Raw genomic sequence first — 24,032 nt, 5'->3', positions numbered from 1 at the left:
CGTTTACTTCCTAAATATAGTTATAAAAAAACCCGCATCTCAGTGCGGGCTCTTGTCATCTTGTGTGGTGTTTTTCTTCCACAACCTACCCGCGCGAATGGTTCACGATAAGGAGCAGGCCCAGCAGGATAGAAAAACGGATAGTCATTCGTAACATTCCACAAGATTAAGTTAACAAATTAGTACCGTACTCGACTTAACTCGTCAACCATTAAGTTGTTTTTTTATTCATATCGGATCAGTTTTAGTCAAAAGCGGTAAAAATGAGCAGAATTGGCAGAGAGGATCACTTTTTGTAGCACGGAATGTTTTCACGCAAGAACGTTTGTCATCGGTTAAATTCATTCATTCTCCAACAAACAGTCACGTATTTGTCATTTTAAACTTCTACGTTTAGAGCGTAAGAGGTTTATGGAATGACAGGAGTCGCTCATGCGTGCCATCGGACAAATTGTTAAGTTTGACGTAGCATTTTCGCTATTTTGTTTACAGCATCGTTTTAATCAGCCTGTAGCGCAGATCAGCAAAGCTATTTCCCATACTGGGGATGGGCATTTGTATGCGTTGATTGGTGCTTTAGCTTGGTATTTAGACCCGCTTAATGGCCAGCTATTCTTAATGGCTGGACTGGCCGCTTTCGCGATTGAACTCCCTATTTATTGGGGATTGAAAAATAGCTTTCAGCGTCGTCGCCCTGAAGAGTTTTCTCCTTCATTCATTGCCTTTATTACCCCTTCGGATCGCTACAGTTTGCCCTCTGGTCATACGGCTGCAGGGTTTGTTATGGCGACATTAATTGGCCACTTCTATCCTCATAGCGATGCTTTTGTCTTGGTTTGGGCTGGCTTAATTGGCGTATCTCGCATCCTACTTGGGGTTCACTTCTTGACGGATATCGTGATTGGCGCGCTGCTTGGTGTAAGCAGCGCAAGATTTGCTTTGTGGTTGGTGGAGAGAGGCTTTTGAAAATTCTGTATGGTGTCCAAGGCACCGGAAATGGCCATATTGCTCGTTCACGAGTGATGAGTGAAGCGTTGAAAGAAGCCAAAATTGATGTGCAATTTCTCTTTTCTGGACGTGAAAAAGAGAAATACTTTTCGATGGAAAGTTTCGGTGATTACCAAACTCGGCGCGGTTTTACTTTTGAAACTGAACAGGGACACGTAAATTACGTTAAAACGGCGCTGAATAATAATTTGCTGACTTTCGTGAGTGAGACAAAAAACCTCGATTTGTCTCCGTATGATCTGGTCATTAATGACTTTGAACCAGTATCGGCATGGGCGGCTAAACAGCAAGGTATTCCGTGTATTGGGATAAGTCATCAAAATGCATTTCGTTATAATGTGCCTTTGAAAGGGGCAAGTTGGCTGGATAAACAGATTATTCAACAGTTTGCACCTGCCAATTACCACGTCGGTTTACATTGGTATCATTTTGATCAACCGATCCTTCCTCCGATTATCTATCGTTCAGAGCAGCATACGTCTAACGAGCATTTCATTTTGGTCTATCTTCCATTTGAGCATGTTGATGATATTCTTGAGTTGCTTTTTCGTTTTTCAAATCAAGCATTTATTTGTTATCACCCTTCCTTAATGGAAGCGCAATCCGTTGAAAATGTTGAGCTGCGTCCCTTATGTCATACCCATTTTCAATATCACTTGCATTGCTGCGATGGCGTGATTGCTAATGGTGGCTTTGAATTACCATCAGAAGCACTTTCATTGGGTAAAAAGCTGCTACTTAAGCCACTATCGGGTCAATTTGAGCAGCAAAGTAACGTTGCCACTCTTGAGAATCTCGGGCTTGCTGCATCTATGGAGTTTTTGGACCCGTCGGAGTTACGCCGTTGGTTGGATGAAAAACAGGTCGAGCGCGTTGTCTATCCTAATGTAGCGAAAGCCTTGGTTGAATGGGTACAAAATGGCAAATGGGATAATCATAAAGAGCTGAGCCAGTCTTTATGGCGACAGGTTGATTTCCCTAGTTATGTGTCATTTAGCTAATATTGACGAAATGCTTTGAATTTTGACGTAATTAATTTATTTGGTGAATGTATCAAGGTGAAGGCTTGTTATTCATCACTTGATTCAATGTTTTGAATAAAATGCATAAATTTTTCTGTTTTATGGTTTTTTATAAAAATACATCGTACTGATAAATAAGGACAATCTTTTTGTTTGGATAAAAAAAACTGATATTTTATCAATCTTGTTGCCAATCGATAAATGCTTAGCAGATAGTAGCCTCCACCCAGTTGTGTCTGGGTAAATATAATAAATGGCAGGTTATCTATTCTAAAAAATTACTTTTACGGTATTGACGATAACAACAAGAGGCGTCCCAAAAATGTTAGATAAAAAAGATGCAATGAGCGCTATTGCTAGTTACCGCATGGAAAGCACATTACGTGGTGTAGATTTAAACCTGCTGACGGTTTTTGATGCAGTAATGCAAGAGCAAAATATTACCCGTGCCGCTCATAATTTGGGTATGTCTCAGCCAGCAGTCAGCAATGCTGTAGCGCGTTTGAAGGTAATGTTTAATGATGAACTGTTTATGCGACAAGGGCGAGGTATTCAACCTACTCAACGTGCACGTCAACTGTTCGGTCCGATGCGTCAAGCACTGCAATTAATCCGTAATGAACTGCCAAGTTCGGTGTTTTCTCCTGAAACATCAACACGCTTATTTAAATTAGCGATTTGCAGTCCTTGTGATATGCGTTTCGCGCCGAAAATTATGTCATCAGTTCATGAACAAGCGCCTTTGGTCCAACTTCATCTTGATGCGGAATTTAACCGTTTGTTAGCCGAGCGTATGCGTTACCAAGAGATCGATTTTGTGATTGATTACGCGCGTTTTGATGAGCAAGGTTTCTCCAGTACGGAAATTTTCCAAGATGAATTAGTGGTGGTGGCATCTAAGTCTCATCCACGCATCAATGGCTCTGTTAACGCTGATAGCCTAACAGCTGAAAAGCATGCGAAGTTATCTCGCATCCATGGGCAACGTAGCTTTTCTGAGCAAGCATACCGCGAATTAGACTGTGTTCCTTATTATGAAGGGACCAGTTTGAGCAATGTGCTTTATGTGGTCGGACAATCTGAGTTGGTGACGATTGCACCTCGTTGGATGGTTGAGAATGCGGCTAACCGAGATCAGTTACAAATCCTCGATTTCCCATTTGCAAATGGTCAAATCAGTGGTTATCTCAGTTGGCATGAGTCTAGTGAAAAAGACAAAGGCCATATTTGGCTGCGTGATCAGTTAATGATGATTTGCGGCGAAGTTGTTGCATTAAACTAACGTTTACCCGTTAATTTGTACTGTGATCTAAACTTAGTGATACTCCTCTTTGAGCCTTGAATTGGTTATATCCATTCAGGGCTTTTTTGTCTGTAGAATTAATTGATAACTTTGACATCCGTCAGTTGCCTTTTTTGCTTCTAAATGTACACTTGTGCGCTCAAAAAGCTTACATGTGTAAGCTACAGGTAAAAAAGATGCCCAATTTAAATTTCCATATCGTAAAAAGAATTCGTGAACAGATTGTCAAAGGTGGCGAGTGCATTGCTCTAAAACACAAAATAGAGAAAGAGTGGCATGGGATCAGCTGGAAGCAATTTGGTCAACGTATCGATGCGATGTCACTTGCACTTTTAACGCAAGGTATAAAAATCCAAGATAAAGTCGGGATTTTTTCGAATAACATGCCGCAGTGGACAATAGCTGACTTGGCTACTTTGCAGTTAAGAGCCGTTACGGTACCTATTTATCCAACTAATACGCCAGCGCAGGCCAGTTATATTATTCAAGATGCTGATGTCAAAGTGCTCTTTGTCGGTGAACAGGCACAATACGATGCGGCACTGGATTTTTTTGATGAGTGCGAACAGCTTGAATTAATTGTCGCCATGAGTGATGGCATTGATCTAAAAAGTTTTCAACATGGCATCCATTGGCAGACTTTTATTGAACAAAATACAGATGGCCAGCAAGCGGAATTAGAGTCTCGCCTTGAACAGGCGAATATGGATGATCTGCTGACGCTCATCTATACCTCTGGCACCACAGGTCAACCTAAAGGTGTGATGCTTGATTACCGTAATATTGGCGCTCAGCTTGAAGGGCATGATGAGCGGTTAAACATCTCTAAGGATGATGTGTCACTCTGTTTTTTACCATTGTCACACGTGTTTGAACGGGCGTGGACTTTTTACATTCTTTACAGCGGTGCGACTAACTGTTATTTGCAGGATACGATGCAAGTACGTGATGCATTGAGTGAGCTAAAGCCAACGGTAATGTGTGCCGTTCCTCGCTTCTACGAGAAAATTTTCTCCGCTATTCACGAAAAAGTCTCGAAAGCGCCGTTGCATCGAAAAGTGCTATTTACTTGGGCGGTCAATATGGGGGCTAAGATGGCTCTTTGCCATCAAGAAAAGCGCCAGCCATCCTTCATGCTGAAAAAGAGTTACGCATTAGCGGATAAAATCGTGTTGTCTAAATTGCGTGCATTGCTTGGTGGGCGGATTAATTTCATGCCTTGCGGCGGCGCGAAATTAGATGAAACCATCGGCCGATTTTTCCATGCCATTGGCATTAACGTGAAGTTGGGCTACGGCATGACGGAAACCACAGCAACGGTTTCTTGTTGGGATGATCGGTGTTTTAATCCTGATTCAATAGGCATGTCGATGCCAGGAGCTCAGGTCAAAATCGGTGACAACAATGAAATTCTTGTTCGCGGACCAATGGTTATGCGCGGCTACTATAAAATGGCTGAAGAAACGGCGTTAGCATTCGATGAACAAGGTTTTCTCAAAACAGGAGATGCTGGGCACATTGATGAGCAAGGTAATGTCTTCATCACTGATCGTATCAAAGAGCTGATGAAAACCTCCGGTGGTAAATACATTGCGCCACAAGTTATTGAGGGAGCGATTGGTAAAGATCATTTTATTGAACAGATTGCGGTGATTGCTGACACACGTAAATTTGTGTCGGCTTTAATTGTACCTTGTTATGACAGCTTGGAGGTTTACGCCAAAGAGCTCAACATCAAATATCATGACCGATTAGAGCTTATCAAGAACAACCAAGTGGTTGAGATGTTGGAAAAACGAGTCAATGATTTGCAAAAAGAGCTAGCCAAATTTGAGCAGGTGAAAAAGTTTAAATTATTACCTAAGGCTTTTTCAATGGATAAAGGTGAGCTGACGCCGACTCAGAAACTGCGTAGAAAAGTCATTAGTGATCGTTACCAAGATGAAATCGAGGAAATGTACAAAGAAAAGACTAAAGGTGAGTAAGATTATCTTAAGATAGTTTTTTCATTGTTTAAAAATCCTCCACTTGCTTTTCAGATAAAGCGTGGGGGATTTTTTATATTACGACGGAAGTTAAACCTCGCTTCCTCATAACGTTACATTGCTGCATGGTAATATTTTTTGCTTTATTTTTGCTAATTATTCATGGATTGAGCTGTTTTTAATGCCAGTTTTACGATAGTTACCTAATAAAATTCCATTTAACCAAACATTTGCCAAAGTGTGCGCTGTTTGGCGTTCGACCCGATGATAAGAAAGAGTTACAGTTGTTGCGTTACCTTGTTTTTTGTTATGACAAAAGCAAGACATAGCCGAAAGTGGAAAGTTTTCGAATTAGGCTACAAATAAGCCCTAAACTATGTAAAACCAGGCCCATTGACTGACCATGTGTTGGGTACTGGTAAGGAGAAAAAATGGCAACGCAATCCAATCAACAGATGTTATCTGGCGCAGAGATGGTGGTTCAATCTCTGATCGAAGAAGGTGTAGAGCAAATATTTGGATACCCAGGTGGTTCCGTTCTTGATATTTACGATGCGCTGCACGCAAAAACCGACCAAATTAAACATGTCCTTGTTCGCCACGAGCAAGCGGCCACGCACATGGCAGATGGCTATGCTCGAGCAACCGGAAAAACGGGTGTGGTACTTGTTTGTTCTGGCCCAGGGGCGACGAATACCGTCACAGGGATTGCTACCGCTTACATGGACTCAATTCCAATGATTGTTATTTCAGGCAACGTGCCAAATAACCTCATTGGTAACGATGCGTTTCAAGAATGTGACATCGTTGGGGTTTCTCGTCCGATCGTCAAACACAGTTTTCTTGTAAAAAAAGCTGAAGATATTCCTGAAACCATTAAGAAAGCCTTTTATATTGCCTCAACAGGGCGCCCGGGGCCGGTCGTGATCGATCTGCCTAAAGATGTGATGAATCCTCAGATCAAACTCCCTTACACGTATCCTGAGTCGATCAAACTGCGCTCATACAACCCAACTACTTCTGGTCATAAAGGGCAAATTAAAAAGGCGCTAAAAGCGTTGTTAGAAGCCAAAAAACCCGTATTGTACATTGGCGGTGGCGCTGTTATTTCAGGCGCAGATCAGCACATTTTACAACTGGCTGAAACGCTCAATTTACCCGTAGTCAGCACGTTAATGGGGCTTGGTGCTTTCCCTGGGACTCATAAAAATGCGTTAGGCATGCTTGGAATGCATGGCATGTATGAAGCCAATATGGCGATGCACAATGCGGATTTGATTTTCGGTATTGGCGTGCGTTTTGATGACCGTACAACCAATAATCTAGAAAAGTATTGCCCGAACGCTAAGATCATGCACATTGACATTGATCCTTCGTCGATCTCTAAAAATGTGCCAGTCGATCTGCCGATAGTGGGATCAGCTGAACAAGTACTGGAAACTATGCTGCAATTGCTCTCTGAGCAAGGTGGCTGTAATGATTCGCAGGCGCTTGAACTATGGTGGCAAGATATCCAAAGCTGGCGCGACCGCCAATGCCTAGCTTATGAGAAATCCAGCGAACGCATTAAGCCGCAGCAAGTGATTGAAACTTTACATAAACTGACTAATGGAGACGCATATGTGGCCTCCGATGTTGGTCAGCACCAAATGTTCGCCGCACTTTATTATCCATTCAATAAGCCTCGTCGTTGGATCAACTCTGGCGGTTTGGGCACCATGGGGTTTGGTTTACCCGCTGGAATGGGGGTTAAATTTGCCATGCCAGAAGAAGAGGTAGTGATTGTCACTGGGGATGGCAGTATTCAAATGAATATCCAAGAGCTTTCCACCGCGTTGCAATATGATATTCCAGTGAAAATTATTAACTTAAACAACCGTTTTCTTGGCATGGTAAAACAGTGGCAAGATATTATTTACCAAGGACGTCACTCTAATTCTTATATGAGTTCTGTTCCCGATTTTGCAGCAATTGCAGAAGCTTATGGCCACGTTGGCATCCGTATCTCACAGCCTGATGAACTTGAAGCCGGGCTTAAAAAAGCACTCGATATGAAAGATCGATTGGTTTTTGTTGATATTAATGTGGATGAAACGGAGCACGTCTACCCAATGCAAATTAAAGGCGAAGGGATGGACAAAATGTGGTTAAGCAAAACGGAGAGAACATAATATGAGACACATTATTTCAATATTAATGGAAAACCAATCGGGTGCTTTGTCTCGCGTTGTTGGTCTATTTTCTCAACGTGGTTATAACATTGAATCACTAACGGTTTCACCAACCGATGATGCAACATTATCACGCTTAAACATCACTACTAAGACCGATGAAATGCAACTTGAACAAATTCAAAAGCAACTGCATAAGTTGATTGATGTGCTTAAAGTGCAAGAAGTGTCAGAGTGCGAACACATTGAACGTGAGCTGATGATGGTGAAAGTCAAAGCTAGCGGCTTTGCGCGTGCCGAAGTGAAACGTACGGCTGATATTTTCCGTGGGCAGATCGTGGATGTCACTGCGGCGCAATATACTGTGCAGCTTGCCGGAACCAGCGAAAAACTCGATGCCTTTATTCAAGCGTTGTCGGAAGTCACTGAAGTAATCGAAGTCGCGCGAAGTGGCGTGGTAGGTATTGCTCGCGGGGAGCGAGCGCTTAAAGCTTAATTTACCGAGCTCCCTATCGAAATAAGGAAGGCCACATTTTGTGTGGCCTTTTTGTCGTTTGGTGCTTTTACTGGAGAAGTGCTTAGTGAAGAATACGCGCACGAATGGTGCCGCTGATGCTTTTCAGCTTAGTCAGAGCTTCCGCAGAGCGAGCGGTTTCTACGTCAATCACTACATAACCGATATCCGCTGACGTTTGTAAATATTGAGCGGCGATATTGATCCCTTCTTCGGCGAAGATGGTGTTGATTTGTGTCAGAATACCCGGACGGTTTTCGTGAATATGCAGTAAACGCGAACTATCACGGTGAATTGGCAGTGATACTTCAGGGAAGTTCACGCTTGATAAGGTTGAGCCGTTATCTGAATATTTTGCCAACTTACCGGCTACTTCAATACCGATATTTTCTTGTGCTTCTTGAGTTGAGCCACCAATGTGCGGTGTCAGAATGACATTATCAAAATGCATCAGTGGGGATTCAAAAGGTTCAGAGTTTGTGGCGGGTTCTTCTGGAAATACATCTATTGCCGCGCCAGCTAGATGGTTTGATGCCAATGCATCGCAGAGTGCGGGAATGTCGACTACCGTTCCGCGTGCTGCGTTGATAAAGATAGAGCCAGGCTTCATGCGTGCAAACTCTTCTTTACCCATCATATTTTTAGTATCTGGAGTTTCAGGCACATGCAGAGAAATGACATCACATTTATTCAGTAGCTCGCTCATCGTATGTATTTGCGTTGCATTACCGAGTGAGAGTTTGTTTTCTATGTCATAGAAATAGACTTGCATACCGAGGTTTTCGGCAATGATACCGAGCTGGGTGCCAATGTGGCCATAGCCAATAATACCTAAGCGTTTACCGCGAGCCTCATAAGAGTTATCAGCACTTTTTTTCCAAATACCACGATGCGCCAATGCATTTTTTTCAGGAATCCCACGCAGTAGTAGCAGTGTTTGGCCTAAAACGAGTTCAGCAACACTACGAGTATTTGAAAATGGTGCATTAAAGACAGGAATCCCGCGTTTTGCGGCTGCATTCAGGTCAACTTGGTTGGTGCCAATGCAGAAGCAGCCGATAGCAACCAACTTCTCTGCCGCGTTGATTACCGCTTCGGTCAAATTAGTGCGCGAACGAATTCCGATGAAGTGAGCATCTTTCACCGCTTCGAGCAGTTGTTCATCACCCAGAGAACCTTTGTGATACTCAATATTGCTGTAACCGGCAGATTGCAGTACTTCAACCGTTGAAGGGTGTAGCCCTTCGAGGAGTAAGATTTTGATTTTGTCTTTTTCGAGTGAAACTTTGGCCATTATTCTCGTCCTTAAAAATGGGAAGGTGGGCAAACACGGCGCACATAAAGCAAAAGGGCTAATGTAAAGAGGAAGATTAACCATTTTGTTGGAAGACAAACGTTTTCCTTGTGCGTCTTCTGACCAATAAAGTAACAAACTTTTTTTGTTTTGGGTAAGAAAATTACGAAATAAGGCATGATTTTCTAGGGCATAGCGAAGAAAAACGGCACCCATGGGTGTCGTTTGTAATGAAATAACGGAAAGTAGCCTTATTTTGTGACTTACTCTTCGATTTTGGCACCATTTTCCGTGCCAGTGATGACGACATCAGCACCTCGGTGAGCGAATAAACCAACGGTTACTACGCCGACAATCCCATTAATTTTATCTTCTAATGCTTTGGCATCAGTAATTTTTAATCCGTGCACATCCAAGATAACGTTACCGTTATCCGTTATTACTCCATGGCGATAGGCTGGATCACCACCAAGTTTCACCAGTTGACGTGCCACATAAGAGCGCGCCATTGGGATCACTTCAACTGGAAGTGGGAATTGACCTAGAACATCGACCGCTTTTGTACCATCAACGATACAAATGAATTTATCCGCAATCGCGGCAACGATTTTTTCTCGAGTGAGCGCAGCGCCGCCGCCTTTGATCATATCGCGCGCAGGGTTGATTTCATCTGCGCCATCAACATAAATATCGAGTTGATCAACATCATTGCAGTCGAACACTTCAATACCTAGGCCTTTTAGCTTCTCTGTTGAGGCGATAGAACTTGAAACCGCACCCTTAATATCATCTTTAATCGAACCCAGCGCATCAATGAAGTGATTCACCGTTGAACCCGTACCCACACCAACGATGCTGCCTTTTTCTACATATTTGAGTGCGGCCCAGCCGGCGGCTTTTTTCATTTCATCTTGAGTCATGCCAATCTCCTGATATCGATTTATAGTGACGGTAATGTTGCGGGGCGATTATAGCCTCAATAATTTATGATTCCCATTGCCAGATTTGGCTTGGAGTCACTATTTGAGGTAAAGGTATATCCCATGCTTCGCTCGGCAGATGAGTCACTTGTTGGCAATCATGAGCTAAACCTATGGGTAGGGCACCTTTACCCGTTTTAAACCAAGTTTCTAACGTACGATCATAATAGCCGCCACCCATCCCGAGCCTTTGCCCTGTTTGATCAAAGGCCACCAATGGTGTGCAGATGATATCTAGCTCATTTACTGGTTTGATCAATGTTTGGTTGAGCTTGGGTTCGGCAATGCCGTATTTATTTCGCGTCATTATGGTTTGAGCATCATAGCGCAAGAACAATAAATTCCCACTCGAGAAGGGGTGTAAAACGGGAAGATAGGTCTGTTTGCCTTGTTGCCATAACCACGCTATGAGCGGTTGTGTTTCAAGCTCACCATCGGTCGCTAAGTAGAGGGCAATGTGCTGACTCGTTAAAACTTCAGGCAGTGTTGAAAAACGAGAGACAAGTTCAATTGAAGCGTGTTTTTGCTGCGTAGGTGATAGCTGTTTACGCCGCTGGCGGATGACTTGACGAAGTGTGTGTCGAGTGTTTTGCATAAGGATACCCCAGAGTGCCGTTGCGGATTTTGGCCCTTGAACCAGCTGGTTCAAGGCGGATCAGCAATGGTAACCGCAGGCTTCTCGGTACGAGCCGAGCTTGCTCAATAGCTACCAAGTACTAACCCTTTGGTGTTGCTTATCGGCTCAGGGACTTAAATCCGGCTGACAAACACTCTAGGGTAAATTTGGTTACGCTGGTAAAGACTACTGCTGTCCTAGCTTCACTTTACTGATGGCATCTTCAAGAGATGCAGCGAGCTGTTCCATGCGCTCGGTTAATTGATTTTGTTGGCCTAGGCTCTCATTGTTTTTGGTTTGCAATTCATAACAAATGTTGAGCGCAGCAATCGTGAGTAGCTTTACCTCATTGGTAACTTTAGTACGCTCTGCCATCTCTTTCAATCGGTTATCAAGATCTTGCGCCGCTTGGATTAAAGACTGCTCTTGTCCCGCAGGGCAATTCACACGAGTCAATTTTCCTAAAATTTCTACGTCTACCGCTTGATTACTCATGATGGATGAACTCTTATCGCGCTGTCTAAGATGGTGCCACTCACATGCCCATCGAGGTGGAAACTATAGGTAAAGCGGCCCTAAGATTCAAGCTTTTCAAAGCGAGCAGTAAAAAATGAGGGACTAAAAACACAGTTATTAGGCAAATTGAGTAAAAGCTACCCACAATTAACGCTTTGAGCATTTTCGCATTGGAAGCTAAGTGGTAGGATCGCGCTTATTTGATTTTATTACGAGCTTCCCATGAGCGAAAAAAAACTACCGGATTATCTTTCTCTTGCCACTGCCCTTCAATCTGCAGCACTTGCGGTTAACCCTGCTGAGTTGCATGGGTTGCTAACGGGCATGCTGGCCGGTGGTCTGGGCTTAAATGATAAGAGCTGGCAGCCACTTATTTTTGATTACACTAACGAAGGTATGGGTTGGCCAGATCGTCCGTTGACATTGGCTGAACAAGTACTCACCTTTACAATCGAAGAGCTCACTGGTAGCGGGATGGAGTTGTCACTACTGTTGCCAGATGAAGAGGCGAGTGCCAGTGTATTTGATTTGGCTGATGGCGTAGCCGACTGGGTAAATCACTTTATTTCTGGGCTTGGCTTGATTGGGGTTGTTTTGAAAAAAGCGTCCGCAGAGACTAAAGAGGCCTTGGCTGATCTAGAAGAAATTGCCAAGCTCGGTATCGATGAAGAGGATGACTTGGATGAGCAAGCTCAACTTTTGGAACACGTCATCGAGCATATAAAAGCTTGTGTGTTAACAATTCATGCTGAATTTGGTATCAAACCTCTACAAGAAACTCAGCCGACCGTGCATTAAAGAGAGATGACTGTGAAGCAATTTGATGTGATTATCGCTGGTGGGGCGATGGCCGGTGCAACACTGGCGTTGGCCTTAGATACGCTTTCTCAAGGAAAGCTTGCGATTGCTGTGGTCGAAGCGCACCCGCTGGATGGTAAGCTCGCCCATCCCGGCTTTGATTCGCGTTCAATTGCTTTATCCCACGGTAGCGTACAAATTTTGCAAAATCTCTCCTTGTGGCAGTCGCTGCAAGAGGTCGCCATCCCAATTACACATATTCATGTGTCGGATCGGTCTCATATTGGGATGACCGATATCACTTGTCAGCAACTCGATTTAGAAGCATTAGGTTACGTGGTTGAATTAGCCGATGTTGGGCAGATTTACGCGCAAAAAATGCAGCAGAGCCCGCATATTGAGTTATTTTGCCCAAGCGCGGTTCAGCAAGTGGAACGCAGTATGGATAAGGTCACTGTCACCCTTAACGATCAACGAACGATCCAAGCTAAGTTATTGGTCGCAGCCGATGGGGCGATATCGACCTGCTGCGAGCAAATCGGCCTCATCCAACAAGAGCATGATTTTGAACAGGTCGCGGTTATTGCTAACGTTGTGAGCTCAAAAGCTCATCAAGGACGGGCGTTTGAACGATTTACCGCCGATGGTCCTGTCGCGTTATTACCAATGAGTGATAATCGACTCTCTTTAGTTTGGTGTTTACCTCCCGCGAAAGCCCAGCAAGTTTTTTCACTCAGTGATGAGGGTTTTTTAGCACAGCTTCAAGATGCGTTTGGTTGGCGTTTAGGGCGAATGAATAAAGTGGGCACTCGTGCCTGCTATCCATTACAACTGCGTTATCGAGAGCAGAACATTTCACATCGTTTTGCCATTGTGGGCAATGCCGCTCAGACATTACATCCGATTGCGGGACAAGGTTTTAACTTAGGTATTCGAGATGTGGCAAGCTTGGCGGATGAGCTTATCAAGCAGCAAGCCGATGTTGGCTGCTATCACGGCTTACAGGCTTTTTCCCAACGCCGAGAAGCGGATCGTGATGCCACCATTAAGCTGACATCATCCCTGGTGCATCTCTTTTCCAATGATTGGCTAACCACTCGTATTGGTCGCAATGTAGGCCTCATGATGATGGATAATTTACCGTGGCTGAAAATGCCGCTACTGCGCCGAACGCTTGGCGTAGTGAATAGATAAAAGGGTCTGTATATGATGCAAAGTGTCGATATTGTCATTGTGGGTGGCGGAATGGTTGGCCTTGCACTGGCCGCCGCATTAAAGCATAGCGAACTGCGCATCGCCGTGATTGAGGGCCGAGTACCCAGCCTTGAACTTGCAGAGCTGCCGGATGTGCGAGTCTCCGCTTTAAGCCGTTCCAGTGAAATCATGTTGCGAAACCTTGGTGCATGGCAAGGCATCATTTCTCGTCGCTCTGCGCCTTATTCGGCGATGGAAGTGTGGGAACGCGATAGTTTTGCGCGGATCGAATTTAGTGCCAATCAAATGACTCAGCCGGATCTGGGACACATTGTTGAGAATCGCGTCATTCAATTAGCCTTACTCGAACAAGTACAAAAGCAAGCGAATGTGACACTCTTTATGCCCGCTCAATGTCAATCGCTGGCTGTCGGAGAAAGTGAAGCGTGGCTAACGCTCGATAATGGTCAATCACTCACCGCAAAATTGATAGTAGGAGCCGATGGCGCAAACTCTTGGGTTCGTCAGCAGCAAGACATTCCATTAACCCATTGGGATTATGGACACAGTGCGCTAGTGGCAAATGTCCGCACGGTGGAACCACATCAATCGACGGCAAGGCAAGTGTTTACACCACAAGGTCCGCTGGCCTTTTTACCTATGTCTGATCCTCATATGAGCTCAATCGTTTGGTCTACAGAGCCCAACCGAGCGCAGCGCTTGCTCAGCCTGTCTGAGCTCGAATTCAATAAGATACTGACCGCTGAGTTTGATCATCGTTTAGGTTTGTGTGAGGTGGTCGGTGAACGTGCTGCTTTCCCACTTAAAATGCGTTATGCCCGAGATTTTGCTTTACAACGAATCGCACTCGTTGGTGATGCGGCACACACCATCCATCCGCTAGCCGGGCAAGGTGTTAATTTAGGTTTACTTGATGCTGCAAGCTTAGCTCAAGAACTACTCGCGTTGTGGCATCAAGGTGAAGATATTGGCTTGCTCAAAAATTTGCGAGGTTATGAACGTTGGCGAAAAACAGAAGCCGCCAAAATGATTGCCGCGATGCAAGGTTTCAAAGATCTTTTTGAAGGTGATAACCCGGCGAAGAAACTGATCCGTGGCATTGGCATGCAGTTGGCTGGACAACTTCCTGGAGCCAAAGATGAGATTATGAAAAGAGCACTGGGTTTAAAAGGTGATTTACCTGATCTTGCCAAGAGTAAAATGGTGCTGCTTGAGCCCTAACAGTGATTAACCTAATGATGGCAAAAGGGCTGGCTTATGGCCAACCCTTTTAAAATTCTTTAATGAAACTCGTATTATGCGTAGGCGCAGCGTAGTCTCATGATTTCCTGATTCACTTCCTTCACCGTCTGAAAGTGGCGCTTGTCTGCGCGCTCTGGCAAGATCAGTTTGCCATTATCGAATTCAAATTTTCCAACCCCGTAAATATAGATTCTTCCTTTAAAAAGCCGACTTACGTGTTTAGCTATCATACCTGGCGTATAGCGCTTAAACAGTCTCATACTTCGATCCTTCTGTTATTCTAACACTGCAAATTATAAATAAATTGCGCCTCTAATAGTGTGATTGCCATAGAGGAATATGCAGTTATTGGTGACCCTTTTGGATATTTGTGCTGCCGTAGGCAAAATGTTGGATAAATACCCATGTTTGCGTGATTATCTCCTCAAAATAGTGCTAACAAAAAATGCTCAGTGCACCATTCACTTGGTGCATATTAAGCACGACAAATATTACACTTTAAAGAATAGCTGCTGTTTATGGAAAGTGTTAAATTTTGGTTAAGAATAGCCTAAAAAAAAGCCCGCTTAAATAATAGGCGGGCGAATAGTCACAGATGCATTACACAAAAAGTGGATGTCCTGAAACAATCAGTGGATTCACTTTTTTGCTGGTCAGGGCAACTTTTCGTTTGCCCTGACCAGCATTGTTAAGAGTACGTCAAAATAAACCTGATGACTATTTATGTTTCAAGGATGACTAAAAATTCACCCTTGATGTTGTGTGATTTAGAGAGCGATCACGTGCCAATGTAATGGATTACATTATTGCATTCTTTTTCCTGAAATTTATTCGAGATAGGCGAGTGTTAGAAAGCATACGCCTCGTAAAGAGGCGCATGGTTAACATGAGGAAGAAGCTTATTCGTCAGTAAGAGAGTAGGGGAGAGCTTGCATAAACCAACGAGTGTTTGGTTGGCTAGCAAGACGAAACTCAGTTTCTGGCTCGAGATTGTTTGGTAACACCACTAAACCGATAGCGGTATTATCAGCAAACGTGTAGTGAACCATTAATTGCCCAGCACTACGCCAGTTTTCTCCAACTGAGCGTTCGATCATGATTGGTTGATCATTACTTAGCGGTTGCTCAATGTTGCCTTGAAGGATGTACATTGCACGCTTATTAATACCTCGATATTTAGCGCGAGCGACGGTTTCTTGGCCTGTGTAACACCCTTTATTAAAGCTGATACCATTAAAGGCCTGAAGATTAACGGCTTGCGGTATGTGCTCATTTTGATCCGCTTGACCAAGGACGGGGACTGCTTCTTCGATATCAAAGCGAGTCCACGTTTCCTCGGTGACTTTCAGAGCTTCACTTTGCGTCATGAGCTGTTGCGCGGTTTGCTCTGAAACAAGTAATAGCCAACGTTGGGATGAAATTTTGATGGCGCTACCACCGTCAATCAAACGCACCTCACCTTCATCCGCCGTTAATGTGTTGATATATTGCTCAGCTTGTTCGCCCATAACACCCAGTGCGACGTCTTGGCTCTGGCTGATATTGACCTTAGAAAAAATAGCGTATTTTTTCAGCTCTCTTAATTCAGCCTCTATCGCTGATAAAGGCTGGAACATCGCATAACCATCGTGATGATGGAACAGGCGAAAGACGGACCACACTTTGCCTTTCGCATCACAATGGGCGCCTAAGGTTGACTGTGTTGGTTCAAGAGTGACGACATTACAGGTCACTTGGCCTTGCAAATAGGCTTTTTTATCATTGCCTGAAATGATGATAGCGCCCCAGGATGCAAGATGAGTCAGCATCAGTGGTGGAAGTGAGTCATTGGCGGTTACTGCGAGAGGTGTCAATGTGTTTTGCCAGTCCATAGTCGTTACCTAAAGAGAATCTTGAGCCCCATGTTAATCCGGAAATTTTTTTTTGTCAGCTTGAACAGGGACTGTGACTCATCTACTAGTTGTATCTTCATCCAGTTGATACACTCAACGCAAATAAACATAAGGTGAGGAAAACCGATGTACACCACTGAAGAAAAAGCAAGAATCAAGTGGGCATGCCGTCGTGGAATGTTAGAGCTCGATGTGGTTGTGATGCCGTTCTTTGAAGAGTGCTTTGATTCTCTGAATGAAAATGAGCAACGAGATTTCGTTTCCCTACTTGAGTCTGACGACCCTGATCTATTTACTTGGATCATGGGGCATGGTCGTAGCGAAAATCTTGGGCATGCGGCCATGGTGGATAAAATTGTTGCCCACAACCTCAGCAAAGTGCGTTAATTTCGTATTATTTCCTTCCCATTTTGCCCGCATTACTAACTTCATTTTTTTGATGATAGCCGTGTGGGCATTATTGATATCGCCGATTCCACTTGTAACGCTCCCCTTATTTTACGCACCTCTTATCACGGCGCAAAAGAGTACCTCACTGTTAGTCCCTAGCTTAATCGGCCAATTCAAGCTCACGAGTCACGGTGAGTGGCAATGTGCCGACCAGAACCTGTCCATTGAAAAGGTTTCTACACAGTTTGCGTTTATGGTGTTGATCATTTATGCACAACAAGGTAAGCGCTATCTGTTGTGGCGCGACAGTTGTGTGGAAGCGGATTATCGCCGCTTATTGGTGCAGCTTCGGCAGGTTACCCATAACCAATCACCAACAATAAAGGAGCGATAAATGCTCCTTTATTCATTCGGTCAACTTGACGCTAACAGATGATCGTTGGCGAGCTTACTCGTCTGGCGTTAAGATCGTTGGACCACTATTTTCGGCTAACTCTGGATAATCGAGCGTGTAGTGCAAACCGCGGCTCTCTTTACGTTGCATAGCACAACGCACCATCAGCTCTGCCACTTGCAGTAAGTTACGCAGCTCAAGCAGGTTATTTGAAACGCGGAAATGACTATAGTATTCGTGGGTTTCTTGTTGCAGTAATTGAATGCGGCGTAGTGCTCGCTCTAAGCGCTTATCTGTGCGGACAATCCCCATGTAATCCCACATAAATAGGCGCAGTTCATGCCAGTTATGTTGGATTACGACCTCTTCATCAGAGTTATTGACCTTACTTTCATCCCAACCGGGTAAGCTTGGTGGGAGCTGAGCTGTTGGTAATCCTTTTAAAATATCCTTTGCCGCTGACCAGGCATAAACGACGCATTCTAATAGAGAGTTCGACGCCATTCGGTTAGCACCGTGCAAACCGGTGTAGCTAACTTCGCCGATCGCATACAGGTTATGCAGATCCGTTTTACCTTGTTTATTGACAATAACGCCCCCACAAGTGTAGTGCGCCGCAGGAACAATCGGAATCGGCTCTTTGGTCATATCAATGCCCAAATCCATCAAGCGTGTATAAATGGTTGGGAAATGTTTTTCAATAAAATCGGCCGGTTTGTGGCTGATGTCCAGATACATACAATCAGCACCTAAACGCTTCATCTCATAGTCGATGGCGCGAGCCACGATATCACGAGGAGCCAGTTCGGCACGTTCATCAAAATCGAGCATGAATCGTGAACCGTCTGGGCGTCTTAAAAAAGCGCCTTCGCCACGTAGTGCTTCTGTCAGTAGGAAATTACGTGCTTCAGGGTGGAAAAGACAAGTTGGATGGAATTGATTGAACTCAAGGTTCGCCACTCGGCATCCTGCACGCCACGCCATTGCGATACCATCACCTGAGGAAACATCAGGGTTAGAGGTATATTGATACACTTTTGATGCGCCGCCCGTGGCTAAAACGACAAACTTAGCGCGGATCGTTTCAACGTGTTCCTCATTGCGGTTCCAAATATAAGCGCCAACCACTCTTTTTTTATCACCACCGATTTTATCTTCGGTGATTAAATCCAGTGCATTGTGACGTTCAAGGATAGTAATGTTGGGGTGATTATGAACATTGTCTTGCAAGGAGGTTTGCATTGCCATGCCAGTGGCGTCAGCCGCGTGCAAGATGCGGCGATGACTATGGCCGCCTTCACGAGTTAAGTGATAGCGAGGTGCTTCATCACTGTCATTTTCTTCTCTGTCAAAAGGAACGCCGCCATCAATGAGCCACTGAACACACTCTTTAGCATGCTCGGCGATGAAACGGACAGTATCCTCTTCACAGATCCCTGCGCCCGCAATTTGAGTGTCTTCGACGTGTGACTCAATACTGTCTGATTCGTCAAAAACAGCGGCAATACCTCCCTGAGCGTAATAAGTGGCACCTTCACTGCGTGGTCCCTTACTCAGTACAATGACTTTACTGTGTTTTGCTACGCGTAGTGCGAGCGATAAACCCGCTGCGCCACTGCCTACGACTAATACATCGCATAGATGTTCACGGTTTGCGTTCATAAAACTTTTAAATTCCCGAACTAGAGTAGAGTTGTCCAACTCTCATTTTAAATATGCATTGCATGTATCTATACTCTTGAAGTGATTCAGCCGCAAGGTTTATCCACCAACGGTATCGCTATGGCTTCAAGCCAATAGCAGTAGAGAAAGATTTGATGCAATACTTTGTAAATGCCATTGTCTTTCGTCTTATCGACCCTCACTATATTGGGGATCCCCTATAGTGAAATTAGATCACATTTATTGAATAATGCTTGGCAAATATTTTTAGACAGAATGGAACTTTCTATTCTCCCTTGAGTCACAATAGTGCTCATGTAAGCGGTGGTGTCAATACTACATTTTGCATAATGAATGCCCATATCTGAGAAGGTAAGGGGAATAACAATAGGAGTACAGGCTCGAATGAACGAGCAGCTGACCGATCAAGTATTGATTGAGCGAGTTCAGAGTGGAGATAAGCAAGCATTTAACCTTTTGGTTTTAAGGTACCAAAATAAAGTCTGCAACCTTATTTCTCGGTATGTGAGCAATTCCGGAGATGTAGCCGATGTCGCACAAGAAGCGTTCATCAAAGCGTATCGGGCTATCCCAAGTTTTCGCGGAGAGAGTGCCTTTTACACTTGGCTATACCGTATTGCTGTTAATACCGCTAAGAATCACATTGTAGCCCAAAGTCGTAGACCGCCCGCTAGCGATGTTGATGCTGAAGATGCTGAATATTACGAAAGTGGCAACGCATTAAAAGAAATATCGAACCCTGAGAACATTACGTTGTCGAAAGAATTGCAGCGGGTCGTTTTTGGTGCGATAGAAGCGTTGCCTGAAGATTTGAAAACTGCGATGACCTTGCGTGAACTGGATGGTTTAAGTTACGAGGAAATAGCAGAAGTCATGGATTGTCCTGTAGGAACGGTGCGCTCTCGCATCTTCCGTGCTCGTGAAGCGGTAGAAAAGAAGATTAAACCTCTTTTATAGCGCTCAAACTGGTAACGAAAATGGTGAATAAATAATGGCTGACAAAGAAAGACTTTCAGCACTCATGGATGGGGAAATGGTCGATAAAGCGCTCATTCAAGAATTAGAGCTCGACCAAGAAAGTTTGCAAACGTGGAAAAATTACCATTTGGTTGGTGATGTGATGCGTGGAGATGCCCCAGTCCGTGAGTGGGATATTGCACAGAGCGTTGCGTTAGCATTGGATGACGAACCCGCACACAGTCGTTTACAATCTGCTTCGGTTATTGATTTTCGTGATGCAAGCCGTGAGTCTCAGCCGACGCCAGCTCAAGCTCGTCGGCAGTTACCGGCTTGGCTTTCCCAATTTGGCCAGGTTGCGGTTGCTGCGTGTGTGTCGTTTGTGGTGATTTTAGGTGTTCAACAATACGGTGGACGTGATTCAGGAGTGAATCAAAACGACCAATTACCCGTACTGCAAACCATTCCGTTGGCTGGCAGCGCAGAGCCAGTGAGCTTAACGCGTGATTCAGTAGAGCGCCAAACCAGCGAAAGCCGCGTGCAAGAACAACGTCGCCGCGTAAACGCATTATTGCAAGACTACGAGCTGCAACTTCGCCTGAACAGTGAAAGTGCAAGCCCACATAACGATGTACTTGAATCGGTAGTTGAATGAATAAATTCCTGATCAGTGCACTGGCGCTGTTCAGTTTGAACTCTACATTAGCCTTTGCAGAAGACCAACCTGCAGAGGCTTTGTTGCTTCAAATGAACGAGGCCAGTCAGCATTTAAATTATGAGCTGTCTTACATTCTGATTAAGAAAAACAGCATCGATCCACTGCTGTATCGTCATGCAAGTCAAGGCGATCAGCAATTTGCGCATCTCGTTTATCTCAGCGGCCCGATCCGTGAAGTGATTCGCCGTGGCAATGAAGTGAGTTACATTGAACCTGGGGTAGAACCGTTCACCATTGAGTCAAGCACTATGGTTGCGCCGACGATTCCGATGCTAACCAGCAATGTCACTGAATTAGGCCGTTACTACGATTTCGTCAAAGTTGGCCGTGCACGTGAAGCGGGTACGGCTTGCCAAGTGGTGCGAGTGGTGCCGAAAGATGGCTTACGCTATTCCTATATTTTGTGGGTAGATGAAACCAGTAACTTGCCATTGCGAGCTGATTTAGTCGATCGCGACGGCGAGGTGCTTGAGCAATATCGCACTATCTCTTACGCCATTAGCGACAAATTAGCGCAGGCGATGCAAGGGCTAAATGACGTTGAGTTACCCGAGGTATTAACGTTACCGAAAGGCAACCTTACGGAAAGTTTTTGGCAAGTGAGTTGGAAACCGGAAGGCTTTGAACCCAAAGAGCTTAACCGTTATCGCATGGCGATTACTGAGCGTTTGGTAGAGAGCCAGATGTTCAGTGATGGGCTATTTAGTTTTTCTGTCTATATTTCCGATAGTGACAACCATTCGCTGAAAGGCCAACTGGTTCGTCAAGGCCGCCGTACCTTGCATAGTGTGGTGAAAGGAAACAATGAAATCTCAGTGGTCGGTGATATTCCACCGGCAACGGCGCAGCGCATTGCTCAATCGGTGACGTTTGTCCAGCCTGCGGCGCCCTCAACAGAGGCAACCAAACCATGATGACGGCGTTAGCAACAGTCACCGCTGTTCAACCTGATGCTAAAGGGTTTCACGTTGAACTCAGTTGTCAGCAGCAGACCAGTTGCAGCAGTTGTTCGTCCTCCAAAAGTTGTGGTACTGGGATCGTATCGAAAGCGATTGGTAACAAATCGCTGTTATGGCAACTCGATACGAAAAAACCAGTGAAGCAAGGCCAGACGGTTGAAATCGGTTTTCCCGAAAAAAGCTTGCTTCAATCGGCAGCCTTAGTGTATTTGGTGCCGCTTTTTATGATGATGTTTGGCGCTTGGCTGGGTGAGAGCCTCTTGGCCCCTTGGCTCGGTTTAGGTGAGGGCATCGTGATCATCACGGCCGCTGTTTTTATCGCGCTGGGGATCGGAATTGCCAAACGTTGCTCTGTGGTTCTTGAAAAACGATCGCAGCAAGAGGTGGTTTTGGTCCGAGTCCTTGGTGAACCTATCGCCTAATTTATGATGCGAACCCTACCGAAATTGGGTAGAATCGGCCAACTTTATGGAAACGCCGCTTGATGTGGCTTTCTTATGTCCCTTTTTTCAAGAGTTTAGTCATCCCAAATCTATGAAGCACATTCGTAACTTTTCGATTATCGCCCACATCGACCATGGTAAGTCGACCCTATCTGACCGTTTGATCCAAGTTTGTGGTGGATTAAGTGATCGTGAAATGGAATCTCAAGTTCTAGACTCTATGGACCTTGAGCGTGAGCGTGGCATCACCATCAAAGCACAGAGTGTGACGCTCGATTACAAAGCAAACGATGGCGAGACATACCAGCTCAACTTTATCGATACTCCTGGACACGTTGACTTTTCTTATGAAGTTTCCCGTTCTTTAGCCGCCTGTGAAGGTGCTCTATTGGTGGTGGATGCTGGTCAAGGCGTTGAAGCGCAAACATTGGCTAACTGCTATACCGCCATTGAAATGGACCTTGAAGTTGTCCCAATCCTAAATAAGATTGATTTGCCAGCCGCAGAGCCTGAACGCGTAGCGGAAGAAATTGAAGATATCGTCGGCATTGATGCTATTGACGCAGTGCGCTGCTCTGCGAAAACAGGCCTTGGCGTGGATGAAGTGCTAGAAAAAATCGTTTCTGGTATTCCGGCTCCTGAGGGCGATCCTGCTGCGCCGCTGCAAGCGTTAATCATCGATTCTTGGTTTGATAACTACTTAGGTGTTGTCTCTTTAGTGCGAGTGAAAAATGGTGCGCTGAAGAAAAATGACAAGATTAAAGTGATGAGCACAGGCCAAACTTGGGGTATTGACCGTTTAGGTATTTTTACGCCAAAACAAGTCGACAAAACCATGTTGAACACTGGTGAAGTGGGCTGGGTGGTTTGTGGTATTAAAGACATTCTCGGCGCTCCTGTGGGTGATACACTGACCAGCGCGAAAGATCCGTGTGAAAAAGCATTGCCAGGCTTTAAAAAAGTGAAACCGCAGGTGTATGCGGGGCTTTTCCCTGTCTCTTCTGATGATTACGAAAACTTTCGTGATGCGTTAGGTAAACTGAGCCTAAACGATGCCTCGTTATTCTATGAGCCAGAAAGTTCGGCCGCCCTTGGTTTTGGTTTCCGTTGTGGTTTCTTGGGTATGCTCCACATGGAGATTATTCAAGAGCGTTTAGAGCGCGAATACGATCTTGACCTTATCACCACTGCGCCAACGGTAGTCTATGAAGTTAAGAAGACCGATGGCACGATGCTTTATGTTGATAGCCCTGCTAAATTGCCTGCGGTGAACGACATTGAAGAGATTCGTGAACCGATTGCGCGTTGTAACATTTTGACCCCTTCTGAATATTTGGGTAACGTCATTATGTTGTGCGTTGAAAAACGTGGCGTGCAGGTTGATATGGTCTATCACGGTAACCAAGTAGCCTTGACTTATGATGTGCCGATGGCCGAAGTGGTACTTGATTTCTTTGACCGCTTGAAGTCAACTTCTCGTGGTTATGCATCACTTGATTATGGTTTCCAACGCTTTGAAGCTTCAAGCATGGTCCGTGTGGATATCTTGCTGAATGGTGACAAAGTGGATGCGTTAGCCATCATCACTCACAAAGACAATTCGCAAACGCGTGGTCGTCAAGTGGTTGAGAAAATGAAAGAGTTTATCCCTCGCCAAATGTTTGATATCGCGATTCAAGCGGCGATCGGTAACCACATTATTGCTCGTTCAACCGTGAAGCAGCTGCGTAAAAACGTACTGGCGAAATGTTACGGTGGTGATATTAGCCGTAAGAAAAAACTGCTTAAGAAGCAGAAAGAAGGTAAGAAGCGCATGAAGCAAATTGGTAATGTTGAGTTGCCACAAGAAGCTTTCCTTGCCATTTTGCACGTAGGTAAAGATTAAGCATTGCTTTGGCTTTCTTATGCATGCAGCAGTCACCATTTAAGTGA

At 44.8% G+C, this 24,032-nt stretch carries 23 protein-coding genes and 1 other RNA gene; 16 read left to right on the top strand and 8 right to left on the bottom strand.

Going from position 1 to position 24,032, the window contains the following annotated elements:
* The first annotated feature begins 432 nt into the window (after positions 1-432).
* From AACQ42_RS13790 to ilvN, 6 genes are all read left to right on the top strand, one after another.
* Entirely contained in the window at positions 433-966 is a 534-nt protein-coding gene (locus tag AACQ42_RS13790) for a phosphatase PAP2 family protein (protein ID WP_017042702.1), read from the top strand.
* On the top strand, positions 963-2,009 hold the full coding sequence (locus tag AACQ42_RS13785) for an MJ1255/VC2487 family glycosyltransferase (RefSeq protein ID WP_170889510.1): 1,047 nt from the start codon (positions 963-965) through the stop codon (positions 2,007-2,009). Before AACQ42_RS13790 ends, AACQ42_RS13785 begins: the two co-directional genes overlap by 4 nt.
* 343 nt (positions 2,010-2,352) lie before the next feature.
* Positions 2,353-3,312 (top strand): transcriptional regulator LeuO, encoded by a 960-nt coding sequence (gene leuO / locus AACQ42_RS13780; protein WP_026027287.1) that lies wholly within the window; start codon positions 2,353-2,355, stop codon positions 3,310-3,312.
* 197 nt (positions 3,313-3,509) lie between these two features.
* Positions 3,510-5,318 (top strand): AMP-dependent synthetase/ligase, encoded by a 1,809-nt coding sequence (locus AACQ42_RS13775; RefSeq protein WP_176429641.1) that lies wholly within the window; start codon positions 3,510-3,512, stop codon positions 5,316-5,318.
* A 431-nt stretch (positions 5,319-5,749) separates the two neighbouring features.
* Complete coding sequence (locus AACQ42_RS13770; RefSeq protein WP_013856017.1) at positions 5,750-7,489, top strand: acetolactate synthase 3 large subunit; 1,740 nt, start codon at positions 5,750-5,752, stop codon at positions 7,487-7,489.
* Between the two features lies 1 nt (position 7,490).
* Entirely contained in the window at positions 7,491-7,985 is a 495-nt protein-coding gene (gene ilvN / locus AACQ42_RS13765; protein ID WP_010319822.1) for an acetolactate synthase small subunit, read from the top strand.
* An 82-nt stretch (positions 7,986-8,067) separates the two neighbouring features.
* On the opposite strand, the gene serA is transcribed toward ilvN, so the two are convergent.
* The 5 genes from serA to AACQ42_RS13740 form a co-directional block, all read right to left on the bottom strand.
* Entirely contained in the window at positions 8,068-9,297 is a 1,230-nt protein-coding gene (serA, locus tag AACQ42_RS13760; protein WP_026028313.1) for a phosphoglycerate dehydrogenase, read from the bottom strand.
* Positions 9,298-9,560: 263 nt separating this feature from the next.
* Complete coding sequence (gene rpiA / locus AACQ42_RS13755) at positions 9,561-10,217, bottom strand: ribose-5-phosphate isomerase RpiA (RefSeq protein ID WP_010319820.1); 657 nt, start codon at positions 10,215-10,217, stop codon at positions 9,561-9,563.
* Between the two features lie 64 nt (positions 10,218-10,281).
* Positions 10,282-10,872 (bottom strand): 5-formyltetrahydrofolate cyclo-ligase, encoded by a 591-nt coding sequence (locus tag AACQ42_RS13750; RefSeq protein WP_047691486.1) that lies wholly within the window; start codon positions 10,870-10,872, stop codon positions 10,282-10,284.
* A gap of 2 nt (positions 10,873-10,874) precedes the next feature.
* Positions 10,875-11,059, bottom strand: a non-coding RNA gene (gene ssrS / locus AACQ42_RS13745) — 6S RNA.
* 20 nt (positions 11,060-11,079) lie between these two features.
* Positions 11,080-11,388: a cell division protein ZapA gene (locus AACQ42_RS13740; protein WP_010319818.1), complete on the bottom strand. Its 309-nt coding sequence runs from the start codon at positions 11,386-11,388 to the stop codon at positions 11,080-11,082.
* A 243-nt stretch (positions 11,389-11,631) separates the two neighbouring features.
* Between AACQ42_RS13740 and AACQ42_RS13735 the strand changes: the two genes are divergently transcribed.
* Genes AACQ42_RS13735 through AACQ42_RS13725 form a run of 3 tightly spaced genes read left to right on the top strand, consistent with a single transcriptional unit; the run spans position 11,632 to position 14,643 of the window.
* Positions 11,632-12,207 carry a YecA/YgfB family protein gene (locus tag AACQ42_RS13735; RefSeq protein WP_017046479.1) on the top strand — a complete coding sequence of 192 codons (576 nt, stop codon included), beginning with the start codon at positions 11,632-11,634 and terminating at the stop codon, positions 12,205-12,207.
* Positions 12,208-12,219: 12 nt separating this feature from the next.
* A complete protein-coding gene (gene ubiH, locus AACQ42_RS13730) occupies positions 12,220-13,401 on the top strand; it encodes a 2-octaprenyl-6-methoxyphenyl hydroxylase (RefSeq protein WP_029388457.1) in 1,182 nt (393 codons plus the stop codon).
* Between the two features lie 12 nt (positions 13,402-13,413).
* Positions 13,414-14,643 carry an FAD-dependent 2-octaprenylphenol hydroxylase gene (locus tag AACQ42_RS13725; protein ID WP_013856022.1) on the top strand — a complete coding sequence of 410 codons (1,230 nt, stop codon included), beginning with the start codon at positions 13,414-13,416 and terminating at the stop codon, positions 14,641-14,643.
* A 74-nt stretch (positions 14,644-14,717) separates the two neighbouring features.
* Here AACQ42_RS13725 and AACQ42_RS13720 read toward each other — a convergent pair whose 3' ends face one another.
* A complete protein-coding gene (locus tag AACQ42_RS13720) occupies positions 14,718-14,924 on the bottom strand; it encodes a DUF1107 domain-containing protein (protein ID WP_010319814.1) in 207 nt (68 codons plus the stop codon).
* A 639-nt stretch (positions 14,925-15,563) separates the two neighbouring features.
* Positions 15,564-16,535, bottom strand: coding sequence for a tRNA-modifying protein YgfZ (gene ygfZ, locus AACQ42_RS13715; RefSeq protein WP_094145837.1), 972 nt, complete (start codon positions 16,533-16,535; stop codon positions 15,564-15,566).
* 147 nt (positions 16,536-16,682) lie between these two features.
* Between ygfZ and AACQ42_RS13710 the strand changes: the two genes are divergently transcribed.
* Both AACQ42_RS13710 and AACQ42_RS13705 read left to right on the top strand, forming a co-directional pair.
* A complete protein-coding gene (locus AACQ42_RS13710) occupies positions 16,683-16,943 on the top strand; it encodes an FAD assembly factor SdhE (protein WP_010319812.1) in 261 nt (86 codons plus the stop codon).
* Positions 16,867-17,340: a protein YgfX gene (locus tag AACQ42_RS13705; protein WP_339366643.1), complete on the top strand. Its 474-nt coding sequence runs from the start codon at positions 16,867-16,869 to the stop codon at positions 17,338-17,340. The genes AACQ42_RS13710 and AACQ42_RS13705 overlap by 77 nt, the downstream gene beginning before the upstream one ends.
* 54 nt (positions 17,341-17,394) lie before the next feature.
* On the opposite strand, the gene nadB is transcribed toward AACQ42_RS13705, so the two are convergent.
* Complete coding sequence (nadB, locus tag AACQ42_RS13700; RefSeq protein ID WP_017046483.1) at positions 17,395-19,002, bottom strand: L-aspartate oxidase; 1,608 nt, start codon at positions 19,000-19,002, stop codon at positions 17,395-17,397.
* 405 nt (positions 19,003-19,407) lie between these two features.
* Here nadB and rpoE point away from each other — a divergent pair, with 405 nt between their 5' ends.
* The 5 genes from rpoE to lepA all read left to right on the top strand — a co-directional run bounded on the left by rpoE (position 19,408) and on the right by lepA (position 23,985).
* The gene (rpoE, locus tag AACQ42_RS13695; protein ID WP_026027282.1) at positions 19,408-19,980 is read left to right on the top strand and encodes an RNA polymerase sigma factor RpoE; all 573 of its coding nucleotides are present in this window, start codon (positions 19,408-19,410) and stop codon (positions 19,978-19,980) included.
* Between the two features lie 34 nt (positions 19,981-20,014).
* Positions 20,015-20,635 (top strand): sigma-E factor negative regulatory protein, encoded by a 621-nt coding sequence (locus tag AACQ42_RS13690; RefSeq protein WP_094165137.1) that lies wholly within the window; start codon positions 20,015-20,017, stop codon positions 20,633-20,635.
* Entirely contained in the window at positions 20,632-21,612 is a 981-nt protein-coding gene (rseB, locus tag AACQ42_RS13685) for a sigma-E factor regulatory protein RseB (RefSeq protein WP_017042688.1), read from the top strand. Before AACQ42_RS13690 ends, rseB begins: the two co-directional genes overlap by 4 nt.
* Entirely contained in the window at positions 21,609-22,079 is a 471-nt protein-coding gene (locus tag AACQ42_RS13680) for a SoxR reducing system RseC family protein (RefSeq protein WP_094165135.1), read from the top strand. The genes rseB and AACQ42_RS13680 overlap by 4 nt, the downstream gene beginning before the upstream one ends.
* Before the next feature lie 112 nt (positions 22,080-22,191).
* A complete protein-coding gene (gene lepA, locus AACQ42_RS13675; RefSeq protein WP_026027281.1) occupies positions 22,192-23,985 on the top strand; it encodes a translation elongation factor 4 in 1,794 nt (597 codons plus the stop codon).
* The last annotated feature ends 47 nt before the right edge of the window (positions 23,986-24,032 follow it).

This window comes from Vibrio sp. V12_P9A6T4 (assembly GCF_963874835.1).
GTDB classification, from domain to species: Bacteria; Pseudomonadota; Gammaproteobacteria; order Enterobacterales; family Vibrionaceae; genus Vibrio; species Vibrio anguillarum.
The sequence above is the reverse complement of the archived record's forward strand: the minus strand, read 5'-3'. Positions and strand labels throughout refer to the sequence as shown.